Below are 12,706 nucleotides of genomic sequence, written 5' to 3'. Positions count from 1 at the left end.
GTCATTGTCATCGCTTATTTCTATTAATACGTCTTCTTCCTAAGCCCAACCGGCGTCTACCGCCAGCTCTTGCCCTGTGATGGCCTGGCTTTCGGCGCTGGCCAAGAACAGTGCTACGGGCGCGATATGTACAGATTCAAGCCGTAGCTTTAGACACTGGCGTTCTTGAATGGCGGCCTCATCGTCGGGGCCGATCCATTTTTCCAGCTGTCGTTCGGTCATCACCGAACCAGGCACCAGCGTATTAACGCGGATATTGTGCTCACCTAACTCCCGCGCCAGGCTTCGCGTTAATCCATGTACCGCCGCTTTAGCGGTGACGTAGGCGGGCAAACCGCCCAGCGCCATCTGGACACTCACCGAGCCGAAATTAATGATCGAACCACCACCGTTTTTTATCATCTGTTCGGCCACCGCCTGGGCGGTAAAGAACATCGGCCGTAAGTTAAGCGACATCCGCTCATCCCAGTAGGCAACATCGATATCCCGCCAGGAGTGACGATCATCGCTGGCAGCGTTATTCACCAACGTATGGATAGGCCCGACGTTTTCGCCAGTCTCGGCGACGACCTGCTGTAGGCTCGCCACATCACGAATATCACAGTGGTGGTAAATCGGTGCTTGTCCGGTCTCGGTTTTAAGCTCCGCGACCAATGCGTGGCTGGCGTCATCATTGATATCGACGAACACTACCCGCGCGCCCTGATGGTGAAAGGCACGGGTAAGCTCGGCACCAATACCGCTGCCGCCGCCGGTAATAAAGACCACACGCTGGTCAAGGCTCGCATAGCGCACTGAGTGCTGGTTCATATCGATTCTCATATCCATTTTGTAGTGTCTTACTTATGCTGTTTTAGAAATCGACCCACTGCCCACCCGCCTTAGACGACGCCAGTGCGCGGGTGATAAACGTCAAACCATCGACGCCATCGGTCACGTCCGGCGTTTTTGCTTCCAGCGCATTGGTAGTATCGCCACGTTGGCGCGCGTGGATTTGCAAGGCGAAATCGCGATAGAGCTGAGCGAAAGCCTCCAGATAACCTTCGGGATGACCGGCCGGGATACGCGCAGCGGCCATGGCAGCATCGCCAAGACCTGGGCCATTGCGCGTCAGTATTCGCGTGGGCTCTCCCAGCGGTGAATGCATGAGTTGATTAGGGTTTTCCTGTCGCCACTCAAGGCCACCTCGGCTACCGTAAACACGCAGCTGCAGGCCATTTTCGTTACCGGGCGCCACTTGGCTAGACCACAACATGCCTCGCGCGCCGCCCTTAAAGCGCAGCAGCATATGCACGTTGTCATCCAGCGCACGCCCTTCTACAAAGGTGTGCATATCGGCAGCAAGGGACTCAAGCTCCAGGCCGGTCACATAACGCGCCAAGTGATAAGCATGCGTGCCGATATCGCCCAAACAGCCCGCCGGGCCACTGCGTTTGGGGTCAGTGCGCCACTCAGCTTGCTTAACACCGCTATCTTCCAGGCGTGTGGAAAGCCAGTCCTGTGGGTACTCCACCTGCACCACGCGCAGATCACCCAATTCTCCATTAGCGACCATCTCGCGAGCTTGGCGTACCAGCGAGTACCCGGAGTAGTTATGGGTTAAGCCGAAGAACAGCCCGCTACGTTCGACAAGTTCCGCCAGCGTTTGGGCCTCTTCCAACGTAATCGTCATCGGCTTATCGCAGATCACATGAAAGCCTGCCTCAAGAAAGGTGCGCGCTACGTCGAAGTGCACATGGTTGGGCGTTACGATCGCAACCACGTCAATGCCATCCGCGCGCTTTTGCTCTTCTTCAGCCATGGTTTGGTAATCGGGATAGGCGCGGTCAGCGGCTACGTGCAGCTGTGCCGCCGCCTCTTGGCTGCGTTCGGCGTCAGACGCGAAAGCCCCGGCCACCAGCTCATAGTGGTCATCAAGTCGTGCGGCAATGCGATGCACGCCACCGATAAAGGCCCCTTGGCCGCCGCCGACCATGCCTAGGCGCAGCCGACGCGGCGTCTCGTGTTGATGGCTCATGTCGTCACCCATGTCGTAATGCTCTCCCTGCTATTTGAGTCCCAGAATGCGACGGTTGGCAGCTTCATCGGCCCCGCCAGCGGCAAAGTCGTCAAACGCCCGCTCGGTCACTTCTATAATGTGATCACGAATAAAGGTCGCCCCTTCCCGCGCGCCGACTTCCGGGTGTTTCAGGCAACATTCCCACTCCAGCACCGCCCAGCCGTGGTAATCGTTGGCCGCCATCCACGAGAAGATCGACTTGAAATCGATTTGGCCATCGCCCAATGAACGAAAACGACCCGCACGGTCCGCCCATGACTGATAGCCCGAATAAACGCCCTGTTTGGGGCTGGGGTTAAACTCGGCGTCTTTAACGTGAAACATTTGAATGTGCTCACGGTACACATCGAGAAAGCCGCGGTAGTCGAGCTGCTGAAGGATTAAGTGGCTAGGATCATAAAGAATGTGACAGCGAGGATGGTTGCCGACCCGCTCAAGGAACATCTCAAAGGTGATGCCATCGTGCAGATCTTCGCCCGGATGGATCTCGTAGCAGAGGTTCACTCCGGCCTCGTCAAAGGCATCTAGAATCGGCCGCCAGCGTTTCGCCAGCTCATCAAAGGCAGTTTCGATCAACCCTGCCGGGCGCTGGGGCCAAGGGTAGATATACGGCCACGCCAGTGACCCCGAAAAGGTGCCGTGATCCGTTAGGCCAAGATTTTGTGACGCTTTAGCGGCCAGCTTTAGCTGCCCCACCGCCCACTCTTGCCGCGCCTTGGGATTACCACGCACTTCGGGGGCGGCGAAGCCATCAAACATCTCATCGTAAGCGGGATGCACCGCCACCAACTGGCCCTGCAGATGGGTAGAGAGTTCGGTGAGTGCTAGGCCGTGTTCAGCCAGGGTGCCTTTCACCTCGTCGCAGTAAGTACGGCTTTCAGCTGCGCGCTTTAGGTCGAACAGGCGTGCATCCCAACTAGGAATCTGCACACCTTTATAGCCAAGCCCGGATGCCCAGGCGGCGATGCTATCCAGGCTATTAAAGGGTGCCTCGTCACCGGCAAATTGGGCGAGAAAGAGCGCTGGCCCTTTGATTGTTTTCATAGGACTCTCTCAATAACGTTGCGATTAAGTGCTTGGTGAGGCGCGGGTCGAAGTGATGTCCCACCCGCCCCGTTTGATTAGAGCGGTCAGAAAGGAGAATCGGGAAAGTAGTACTGCTCGGCGTTTTCCTCGGTGATCAGCGGTGAGCCAAGAATGTACTCGCCCAATACGGGGCCATTAGAAACAAAATGCTGCACGGTCAGGTCCATGGCGGTGGCAATCATGCCGGGCGGATAGAGCACGTCTACCGGCACCAGTTCATCACCCTCCATCACCCGCTTGATAATTTCTTTCATGCCAGCACCGCCGACAATAAACAGCTCGTCTTCACGATCCGCCTGGCGCACCGCTTCAATGACGCCCAGGGCGATATCATCGTCCTGAGCCCAAACCGCATCGATGTTGTCGAAGCGCGACAAATAATCCTGCATGACCTCAAAGCCATCATCGCGATTCCAGTTAGCGTGCTGCATATCGAGGATGTTGATCTCAGAGCCTTCGATAGCCTCTTGGAAACCTTGAACGCGCTCGTCATCAATCACCGTAGGAATACCTCGCAGCACGACAATATCGCCTTCGCCATCGAGCTGTTCGCGTATGTACTCACCAGAAACGCGACCTAACTCATGATTATTGCCCGCCACGTAAAGGTCTTGGATGCCCTCTTCGGTCAGGCCACGATCCACCACCGTCACGAACACACCAGACTCTTTAACGCGGCGTACCGGGTCGGTGAGTGGGCCTGACTCAAATGGCAGAATTACCAGCGCATCAATACTGCGCAGCGACACCAAGTCTTCCAGGTCATTGGCCTGCTCGCCTGCCGTGCCCGCGGTTGAGATGGTGATTTCAATATCAGGATAGAGTGCCTCGAGCCGCTTTTTAGCCTCTTCAGCATGATAGTTAACGCCGCCGGCCCAGCCATGCGTGGCCGCCGGAATTGAAACGCCAATGGTGAGTTCTTGTGCCATGGCGGCACCGGAGAACCCTATTGCTGACGTGAGCGCTGCGGTAGCGGTGATAGTCGCCACCGCTGTTTTGATGCTGGGCATGATAATGCTCCTTTGCTGTTGTAGTTGTTATGCTGCGTTAGCTTCTAACGATAATGCGCTGATAGGCAGTGTTGCCAAGAGGCCCTAGGGCCGAGTTTTTCTCCACGATGCTCGCTGCAGGTAGACCGCAACAATAATGATGATCCCCTGCACAGTGCCGTTTAAATAGTTGGAAATGGCGTCGGTCAAATTGAGAATATTGCCAATCATAGTGAGCATGATGGCGCCAATGACCGTGCCCCAAATACGGCCATGCCCACCCTTCAGCATGGTGCCGCCGATGATTACCGCGGCAATGGCCTCTAACTCCCACAACACACCGGTCGCGCCGGAGGCAGACCCCAACCTCGGCACATAAATAATGGTCGCCAGTGCCACGCACACGCCTTGCAGCATGTACGTCAACGTTTTGACACGGTCGACATGAATCGCACTGTACTCAGCAACTTTTTCATTAGAGCCAATGGCAAAGCAGTAACGCCCGAAGCGGGTGTAGTTAAGCAAGATGTAGCCAATCACGGCGACCGCGAAAAACACCCATACGGGGAAGGTGATGCCCATAAAGCTGCCGTAGTAAACCGGGCGGTAAATATCGCGAACGGCCCAATCCAGCGTTAAGGTGCCGCCATCGGCAAGGTAAGTGACAAGCGAACGATAAATACCCATGGTACCGAGGGTAACGATAAACGCCTCAATTTTGCCTTTGGTAGTGACGATGCCGTTGATAAAACCAGCGCATAGCCCGAGCAGTAACGAAGCGCCTATGCCTAGCACAATAGTGGTGATTCCTGCGCCAAACTGCTCGACCAGGCTGTTCATCAGAATAATCATGACCCCGGCAATAAAGGCGGCCATCGCGCCTACCGAAAGATCCAGCCCGCCGGCCGTAATCACGAAAGTAGCGCCGATGGCAATAATGCCGATAAAGGCGCTGCGGGTAAGCATGTTGGAAAGATTATCTAGCCCCAGAAACGCCGGGTTAATCAGCACGCCTAAAATGGCTAAGACCACCAGCGCAATAAATGGCCCCCAGGTTTTCAGGTCGATGGAGAAGCCTTTAGGCCTAGCGACTGTGTTCTGGGCTGCCGTGTTCTGAGTTGTTTTGTTATTAAGCATGGCGCTGCTCATCTACCCCTACTCCCTTAATGCCGGATGCGTACTGCATAATGTTGTGTTCATTAATTTGCTCGCCTTCGATAATGCCGGTGAGCACGCCCGCGCACATCACGGCGACACGATGCGAAAGTCCTATCAATTCCCCCATCTCTGAAGAAATCAAAATGACCGAACGCCCCGCCTCGGTAAGCTCATGGATGAAATGATAGATTTGATGTTTGGTGCCCACATCGATACCCCGAGTAGGCTCGTTGATAATCACGATATCGGGATCAATGGACATGACTTTCGCGAGCAGCAGCTTCTGCTGATTGCCACCGGAAAGTTCAGCGGCGGTGAGCGCGGCCGTTCGTAGCCGAATATCAAAGCGCTGGACGGCCTCTTGAAAGGCTTTTTCTTCGCGGCGGCGGTCTAGCAGCGGATGGCAGTGAGCGCGCAGGTTCAGCAGAGTAACGTTTGAGCGCAAGTCCATATTAAGCACCAGCCCTTTACCTTTGCGGTCTTCCGTCAGGTAGGCAATGCGCTGATGCACGGCATCGCGCAGGTGGCGCAACACAACCGGCTGACCGCTACGCAGCACCTGCCCTGCACTTTTCGCACGCAGGCCAAGCACCGCTTCAATCAACGCGGTACGCCCAGCGCCCACCACCCCGCCAAACCCCAGCACTTCACCCCGGCGAAGCGTAAAACTGGCCTGTTTAACCGCGCCAGGCACGACAAATGCTCGCGCCTCTAATACCACCGGCGCATCGCTTGAAAGCACGGTCAGCGGCGGGTACATCTCGGTAATTTCACGCCCGACCATCAGGCGTGCCAACTCCTCTTTGCTTCGCCCGGCCATCGGCCCACTATCAATTAAATGACCGTCGCGCAGTACCGTCACGCGATCGGCTATCTGTTCGATTTCACGCAGCTTATGAGAGATATACAGAATGGCTACCCCGCGCTGGCGCAGGCGAGCAATGAGTGCAAACAGCACCGTCACTTCGTTTTCCGTCAGGGTGGCGGTGGGTTCATCCATGATCAGTACGCGCACATCGCGTGTAATCGCCTTGGCGATCTCGACCATTTGCTGGTCGGAGGTACTCAGGTCTTTCACTCTAGCGCGGGGGTCAACGTGCGTTTCAAGTTCTGCAAGCGCCGCTTGGCTGCGCTCGCGCATCGCCCGGCGGTCCAGAAAAGGCCCACGGCGCAGTTCGCGACCCAGAAAAATATTTTCTTCCACGCTAAGCTGTTCCGCTAGCGCCAGCTCCTGATGGATCATCACCACGCCGTCAGCTTCGGCGTCGCCACTTGAACGGTAATCCTGCGGGCTGCCGTCGCAAAGCACCTCCCCCGAGGTGGGGCGAAGATAGCCTGCCAGAATTTTTACCAACGTCGATTTGCCAGCGCCGTTCTCACCTAGCAGCGCGTGAACCTCGCCTGCCTGCAGGTCGAGATCAACATCGAAGAGCACCTGATTGTCGCCAAAAGAACGGCAGATATTGCGCGCCGACACGGGCATGGGGCCACCTATGATCACTATTATTATTGTCTGTAAGGCTTAATTGAATCGCTTGATTTACTTTAGGTGCTAAAATAAATATCTGCAAATACAACTTAGGTCGTATTTTGGTAATCGCGTTAACGTCTCACGATGATGTCACTAGGCGATTTTTTAACACGCTACCTTTCATCACGATGTATAACGGCGACCCTATGTCCCTTCCGTCGACTGATACTAGCCGCCACGACAATATCCTGGCGGTGCTGCGCACGTTGCGTGAACAGGGCCCGGTCGCGCGCGTTGACCTAGGTGCTTTGAACGGCATCAGCTCCGCCACCGTGACCTCAATCAGCGCAGAATTACTCCAGCAGGGTTTGATTACCGAACATCCCCATGCAACGCCTCGCCCCGCCGTGCGGGGACGGCCTAAAACGCTGATTGCGCTCGATCCACAGGCGGCCTACGTGGTCTGCATTAAGCTATCAATTAATGAGATTCAGCTGGTAGTGGGCAATTTTGCGGGCCAGGTGTGCCACAGCGAATACCATATAATCCCCACCTTGAAGCTGACAGCCGACGATTTAGTCACGCTGCTGCAAGAGAAAGTGAGCGCGGTATGCGCACAACAGCAGGGGAAATTTCAGCGCTTAGCGGGAATCTGTTTAGCGGTGCAGGGAGTGGTTTCATCAGCTTATGGCACGATTATCTGGTCGCCCGCGCTAAGCTTTCGCAACGCATCAATATCCGACCATTTAGTCGAGTACTTTAACTGCAGCGTGCTGCTGGAAAACGATGCCAACTGCATTATCAGCCTTCTGGCAGCACAGCCTGCCTACGCTGACAGCCCCAACTTAGTGGTGATTATGCTGGGCTACGGCATTGGGATGTCGGTACTGATTAACGGCGTGCCGTTTGTTGGCGCTAACGGTTCGGCAGCCGAACTTGGACATAGTAAATATCAGCCGGACGGCGCGCTATGTGCCTGCGGACGACGCGGCTGCATCGAGGCCTACGTCAGCGATTACGCACTTTACCGAGAGGCCGTTCACCATTCAGTGCTGCTTAATGACGAGACGACTCATCCCTCAGAGTCACAGATGCGGTCACTAACGCAAATGGCAGCACAGGGCGACCCGCAGGCTATGCGCATTTATGCCGAGGCAGGCCGCGCACTGGGCTACGGTATCGCCAATGTATTGGCGCTGTTTAATCCTGATCTAGTGCTGATCACCGGCGCTGGCGTACGCGGATTTGATGCGATGCAGGAAGCGATGCAACACGCTATCAGCGAAGCGCTAGTGGCAGAACTGGTTGGCTCAACCCGCATAGAAAGCCACGCCTGGGATCAAGACATGACCTGTATGGGCGGCATCGCCATGACGCTTTACGCCACCGATTCTCAGACGCTGTTATCCACCAATGAGCGGGCGTAAAAGCCTTCAATCGTGATAGACCACGCTGCGCCCACCATCAATGGTCAGGCAGCTTGCGTTGATAAAGGGCGCTTCATCTGAGGCCAGAAAAACGACCGTCATCGCCACTTCCTTGGGCTCCCCAAGCCGCCCAGGCGGCAGCAAGGCTTCGATATGCGCTCGCGCCGCGCCAGGGTCATCGAATGTCTGCCAATGCATCTCCACCGCCGGGGTGGCGATATAGCCCGGCGCAATCGCATTGACCCGGACGCCTTGAGCGGCGTACTCAATGCCGAGTGCCCGCGTCAGACCAATCAAACCATGCTTAGCCACCGGGTAGGGAAAGCAGCCGGGGATAATCGAGAAGCTATGCGTAGAGGCAATGTTGATAATGGCACCACCGCCCTGTTCCAACATATCCGGTAACACCGCCCGACTACAGTACCAGGCACCTTCCAGATCGACAGCGAGGCACTGTCGCCAGGCCTCATCCGGCATGGCGAGCGGCTCATGAAAGACATTCATCCCGGCGTTATTAACCAGGGTAGTAAAGGGCCCGTTAATCTCACGCGCCCTCGCCACGGCGGCCTCCACCGCAGCACGATCGGCAATATCGGCGACTAACGCCAGAGCCTTATAGCCTTCGCTACGCAGCTTAGCCACTAGGCATTCGACGCTAGCGCCATCCCGATCCAGCAAGGCGACTGTAGCTCCTTCCTGCACGCAGACCTCGGCGATGGCGCGACCGATGCCGGTGGCTGCCCCGGTCACCAGGATATGCTTAGCGGCCAATCTAGCGGTCATTACCCCACCTCACGTCTTCTTTTCAGTTAGCCAATCAAGCATTAATGTGCGCCTGTCAGGCCCGTTGACGGCGGGTCTGCTTCCAGCGATCAAACATCACCGCCAGCAGTAAAATCCCACCGCGGACTAGGTACTGGTAAAACGTCGGCACGTTGAGCAAGCCCATCGCATTTTGCACGCAACCCATGATCAGCACCCCGACCACCACGCCGGTGATCGTCGCCACACCGCCCGACAGCGCGACCCCGCCCAGTACACAGGCGGAGATCACCGCCAGTTCCAGGCCCATGGAGGTATTGGGGTCGCCCAGACCCATGCGCGAGGCCAGCAGCACCCCTACGACCCCAGCCACCACACCCTGGAGGCCAAAAACAATAATCTTGAGACGGCGGACGTTGACCCCCGCCAACGCGGCGGCCTCTGAGTTACCGCCAGTAGCCAGTACATTGCGCCCGAAGGCCGTCATATTGAGTATCACACCAAAGATCACAAAGCAGGCCAGCATCGTCCATACCGGCAGGGTTAGACCGAGAAAGGAGGCGCTGCCGAGGTCAAAAAAGCCCGGCACGGTAATCATCACAGCGTCACCGCCAGAGGTGATGTAAGCCAACCCGCGCACAAACTCCATCGCCGCCAGCGTCGCGATCAGCGAGTTAATGCCGAACTTGGCAATGACTAGGCCGTTAAAGGCGCCTACCGCGCCGCCAGCAAGAATGCCTCCCATTACACCGACAAACACGCTACCGGTACTGGTGGTCACCGTCGCGGCTACCACCCCTGCAAAGGCCACCGTAGAGGCCACCGAGAGATCCACCTCACCCAGCGCCAATACCAACATCATGGTGGCCGCTAAACTACCGATCAGCGTCACCGACAGCAGCAACCCGACCATATTGCGGCCAGTTAGGAAATCGGGGATGAGCACCGCTAGGGTGATAAACAACAACAAAAAAATCGCAATCATGCCCGAGGTGTCGAGCAGTGTACGTAGCGGCTTGATAAGCCCTTGGCGCCCCGCCGGGCGAGCAGGCGCCTCATGGCCATCGCCTTGGGTTACATCGTTCGTTGTCATGGTTGTCGTCCTGAGCGTGTTCTTTTAAGAGCAAGCGGGCTGAAAAAAGCCGACTTAGGCGGGTAATGCCAGCCCCAATAGTCGTTCGGGAGTGGCCGATTCTCGCGGCACCACGTCCACCAGCTCCCCATCGCGCATCACCGCGATGCGGTCGCAAATAGAGCTGACTTCCGCTAGGTCGCTGGAAATCACCACGATGCTTTTGCCTTGTTCGGCCAGGTCGTAAAGCAGCGAGTAAATATCTCGCCGCGCGCCCACGTCGATGCCTCGGGTCGGTTCATCCATCACGAACAGATCAATCTCTTCAGCCAGCCAGCGGGCCAGAATTACCTTCTGCTGATTACCCCCCGAGAGCTTACCAATGGGCGTTCGCGGGCCCGGCGTTTTAACGCTGAGTTGCTGGATATACGACTCGGCATTACGCCGCTCACGGCCAGGATGGCGGAACATTCCCCAGCGTTTAAAAAAGCGTCGACAGCTGATATTGAGGTTGTCGGCCACGCTGGCCACCGGGAATATACCCTGGGACTTACGATCCTCCGGGCACATGGCAATCCCCGCGCGGATGGCATCCTGAGGGCTTTTAAACCGTCGCACCTCGCCGTTGAATTGCACACTGCCTGCTTTGGTCGCCTCGACTCCGCAGACCAGCCGTAGCAACTCGCTGCGTCCGGCACCGACGAGACCAAACAGCCCAAACACTTCACCGCGCTTAACGGAGAAACTGACCGGCGCCTTGAGACCGCGCCCCTGAATGCCCTCGACGTTCAAAATCACGTCACCATGTTCGCGAGGGCGATAGCCGTAAACATCGTTGATATCCCGGCCCACCATCTCACTCACCAGGAGGTCGTGGTTGAGCACCGAGATATCCTCGTGTGTGCGAATATGCTGGCCATCGCGGAAGATCGTGACCGCATCGCACATCTCGAATACTTCTTCCATGCGGTGTGTCACGTAGAGCACTACCCGCCCCTCGTCGCGCAGCCGTTTGACGATGCGCTTTAGCTGACGGGTCTCTTGAATAGAGAGGCTACTGGTGGGTTCATCGAAGGCGATGATCTTGGCGTCGCGCAACAGTGCGCGGCCAATCTCAATCATCTGCTGTTGGCCGATGGAGAGATCGCGCACCTTGGTCGAGGGGTGGATATTCCCCTCGCCAAGGTCGGCCAGAATTGCCAGCGCTTTTTCGCGCAACTCGCGGCGGTTAACAAAGCCTCGCCGCGTGGGAAGCTGGCCCAGTAGCAGGTTCTCGGCCACCGACATATTGGGCGAGAGCGTCAGCTCCTGATAGATGATGGCGATCCCTTCCCGCAGCGCTTCTCGGGCGTTACCGAACACATGGCGCTGGCCGTTTATCCACAGCGCTCCCTCCGCCATGCGATTAACGCCGCTCAACACTTTGAGCAAGGTGGATTTACCCGCACCGTTCTCACCCATCAGTGCATGTACTTGACCGGTTTGAGCGCCAAAGCTCACCTTATCCAGCGCGCGCACCCCAGGGAAGACGACGCTAATCGCGTCGAAACGTAGATAAGCATCAGACATGCGTCAAAACTCCCGCGGTCACTTACCGTTACAGATCATGTGCTTCACAAACATGCACGTCACAAACCCAGCTCTGCGCGTACTTCCTGCCAGTTGTCACGCGTCATTAAGACACCTGAGGTTTCGGTATTGGCCGGCGGTTGTGTGTCCTCGCTAATCCAGCGATAGAGATCTTCTGAGGTCTGACGGCCGTGCATGGTAGAGCTGACCGCGACTGTGCCGTGAAAGCCAGTGGGGTTATCGCGTGAGAACTCGGCAAAGGCAGCACCGGAACCGTTAATACCCACACCAATCACGTCTTCGGCCGCTAGGCCGTACTGCTCAGTGGCCCGGACGCCACCCAACACACTTTCCTCGTTAAGGGCATAGATCACCCAGTGCTCATAATCGCCACGTTGAGAGAGCACCGGGGATGCCGCCGAAAAGGCGCTTGTAGTATCGCTGTTTTGCTGGGGCGCATCGAAGATGTTGCTTTCAGGAAAGCCTGCGTCAAGGAGGGCGGCGGTCGCACCGTCGGTACGCTCAACGGCAGTGGGTAGCTCGTTATTGGTAATGCGTAGCGCGGCGACTTTTTCGGGATCCCAGCCGCGCGCCTCCATCTCGGCAGCAATCGCATCGCCTGCCTGCTGGCCAATCTTATAACCTGACATGCCTAGGTGCGGTACGCCTTCCATCGGCTCACCGCTCGAGTTAACAAACTGGTCATCTACAGTGACCACTTTCATATTGTACTGGTTGGCACGGTTCATGATCGCGGGCCCTAGACGCACGTCCGGCGGGCAGATCACAAAGCCGTCCGCACCCTGGGCGTAGAGGTTGTCAATGGCGGTGAGCACTTCCTGGCCATCTTCGCCGCTCAGGCGTACCACGTCGAAACCGAGTTCTTCACCGATCGCCGTAGCGGCCTGTTGTTCGTTAATAAACCATGCCTGCTCCGGTTTTTTAACAATAAAGCCAATTTTCACCTCGTCTTCCTGAGCCTGTACTGATCCCAGCGAGGCCAGCATGATGGCGCTTCCAAGTGCTAAACGGCTAAATGTCTTAGTCACTCTCATTGTTATGCTCCTGCAATTTTTAACGTTATTTTTATTGATATTTCAATCTTTTATTACC

General features: G+C 56.5%; 11 protein-coding genes. 1 reads left to right on the top strand and 10 read right to left on the bottom strand.

Annotated features, from left to right (window positions below):
- Positions 1 to 39 precede the first annotated feature (39 nt).
- The 6 genes from CIK78_RS05130 to CIK78_RS05105 all read right to left on the bottom strand — a co-directional run bounded on the left by CIK78_RS05130 (position 40) and on the right by CIK78_RS05105 (position 6,775).
- Complete coding sequence (locus tag CIK78_RS05130) at positions 40 to 810, bottom strand: SDR family oxidoreductase (protein WP_096277863.1); 771 nt, start codon at positions 808 to 810, stop codon at positions 40 to 42.
- A 43-nt stretch (positions 811 to 853) separates the two neighbouring features.
- Positions 854 to 2,017 (bottom strand): Gfo/Idh/MocA family oxidoreductase, encoded by a 1,164-nt coding sequence (locus tag CIK78_RS05125; RefSeq protein WP_096282269.1) that lies wholly within the window; start codon positions 2,015 to 2,017, stop codon positions 854 to 856.
- Positions 2,018 to 2,047: 30 nt separating this feature from the next.
- Positions 2,048 to 3,103 carry a sugar phosphate isomerase/epimerase gene (locus CIK78_RS05120; protein ID WP_096277861.1) on the bottom strand — a complete coding sequence of 352 codons (1,056 nt, stop codon included), beginning with the start codon at positions 3,101 to 3,103 and terminating at the stop codon, positions 2,048 to 2,050.
- 86 nt (positions 3,104 to 3,189) lie between these two features.
- Positions 3,190 to 4,155 (bottom strand): ABC transporter substrate-binding protein, encoded by a 966-nt coding sequence (locus CIK78_RS05115; RefSeq protein ID WP_096277859.1) that lies wholly within the window; start codon positions 4,153 to 4,155, stop codon positions 3,190 to 3,192.
- 84 nt (positions 4,156 to 4,239) lie between these two features.
- Positions 4,240 to 5,283, bottom strand: coding sequence for an ABC transporter permease (locus tag CIK78_RS05110; RefSeq protein ID WP_217990271.1), 1,044 nt, complete (start codon positions 5,281 to 5,283; stop codon positions 4,240 to 4,242).
- Positions 5,264 to 6,775 (bottom strand): sugar ABC transporter ATP-binding protein, encoded by a 1,512-nt coding sequence (locus tag CIK78_RS05105; RefSeq protein ID WP_096277857.1) that lies wholly within the window; start codon positions 6,773 to 6,775, stop codon positions 5,264 to 5,266. Before CIK78_RS05105 ends, CIK78_RS05110 begins: the two co-directional genes overlap by 20 nt.
- A 194-nt stretch (positions 6,776 to 6,969) precedes the next feature.
- Here CIK78_RS05105 and CIK78_RS05100 point away from each other — a divergent pair, with 194 nt between their 5' ends.
- Positions 6,970 to 8,190 carry an ROK family transcriptional regulator gene (locus CIK78_RS05100; RefSeq protein WP_096282267.1) on the top strand — a complete coding sequence of 407 codons (1,221 nt, stop codon included), beginning with the start codon at positions 6,970 to 6,972 and terminating at the stop codon, positions 8,188 to 8,190.
- A gap of 6 nt (positions 8,191 to 8,196) precedes the next feature.
- On the opposite strand, the gene CIK78_RS05095 is transcribed toward CIK78_RS05100, so the two are convergent.
- The 4 genes from CIK78_RS05095 to CIK78_RS05080 are packed head-to-tail and all read right to left on the bottom strand — an operon-like array spanning position 8,197 to position 12,648.
- Positions 8,197 to 8,973: an SDR family oxidoreductase gene (locus tag CIK78_RS05095; protein ID WP_096277855.1), complete on the bottom strand. Its 777-nt coding sequence runs from the start codon at positions 8,971 to 8,973 to the stop codon at positions 8,197 to 8,199.
- Positions 8,974 to 9,028: 55 nt separating this feature from the next.
- Positions 9,029 to 10,045, bottom strand: coding sequence for an L-arabinose ABC transporter permease AraH (gene araH, locus CIK78_RS05090; protein ID WP_096277853.1), 1,017 nt, complete (start codon positions 10,043 to 10,045; stop codon positions 9,029 to 9,031).
- A 54-nt stretch (positions 10,046 to 10,099) separates the two neighbouring features.
- The gene (gene araG / locus CIK78_RS05085; RefSeq protein ID WP_096277851.1) at positions 10,100 to 11,593 is read right to left on the bottom strand and encodes an L-arabinose ABC transporter ATP-binding protein AraG; all 1,494 of its coding nucleotides are present in this window, start codon (positions 11,591 to 11,593) and stop codon (positions 10,100 to 10,102) included.
- 59 nt (positions 11,594 to 11,652) lie between these two features.
- Positions 11,653 to 12,648: an arabinose ABC transporter substrate-binding protein gene (locus CIK78_RS05080; RefSeq protein WP_096277849.1), complete on the bottom strand. Its 996-nt coding sequence runs from the start codon at positions 12,646 to 12,648 to the stop codon at positions 11,653 to 11,655.
- Positions 12,649 to 12,706 lie beyond the last annotated feature (58 nt).

This window comes from Halomonas sp. JB37 (assembly GCF_002332255.1).
GTDB lineage: Bacteria > Pseudomonadota > Gammaproteobacteria > Pseudomonadales > Halomonadaceae > Vreelandella > Vreelandella casei.
Note: the sequence above shows the minus strand (reverse complement) of the source record. Positions and strands in the feature narration are given on the sequence as shown.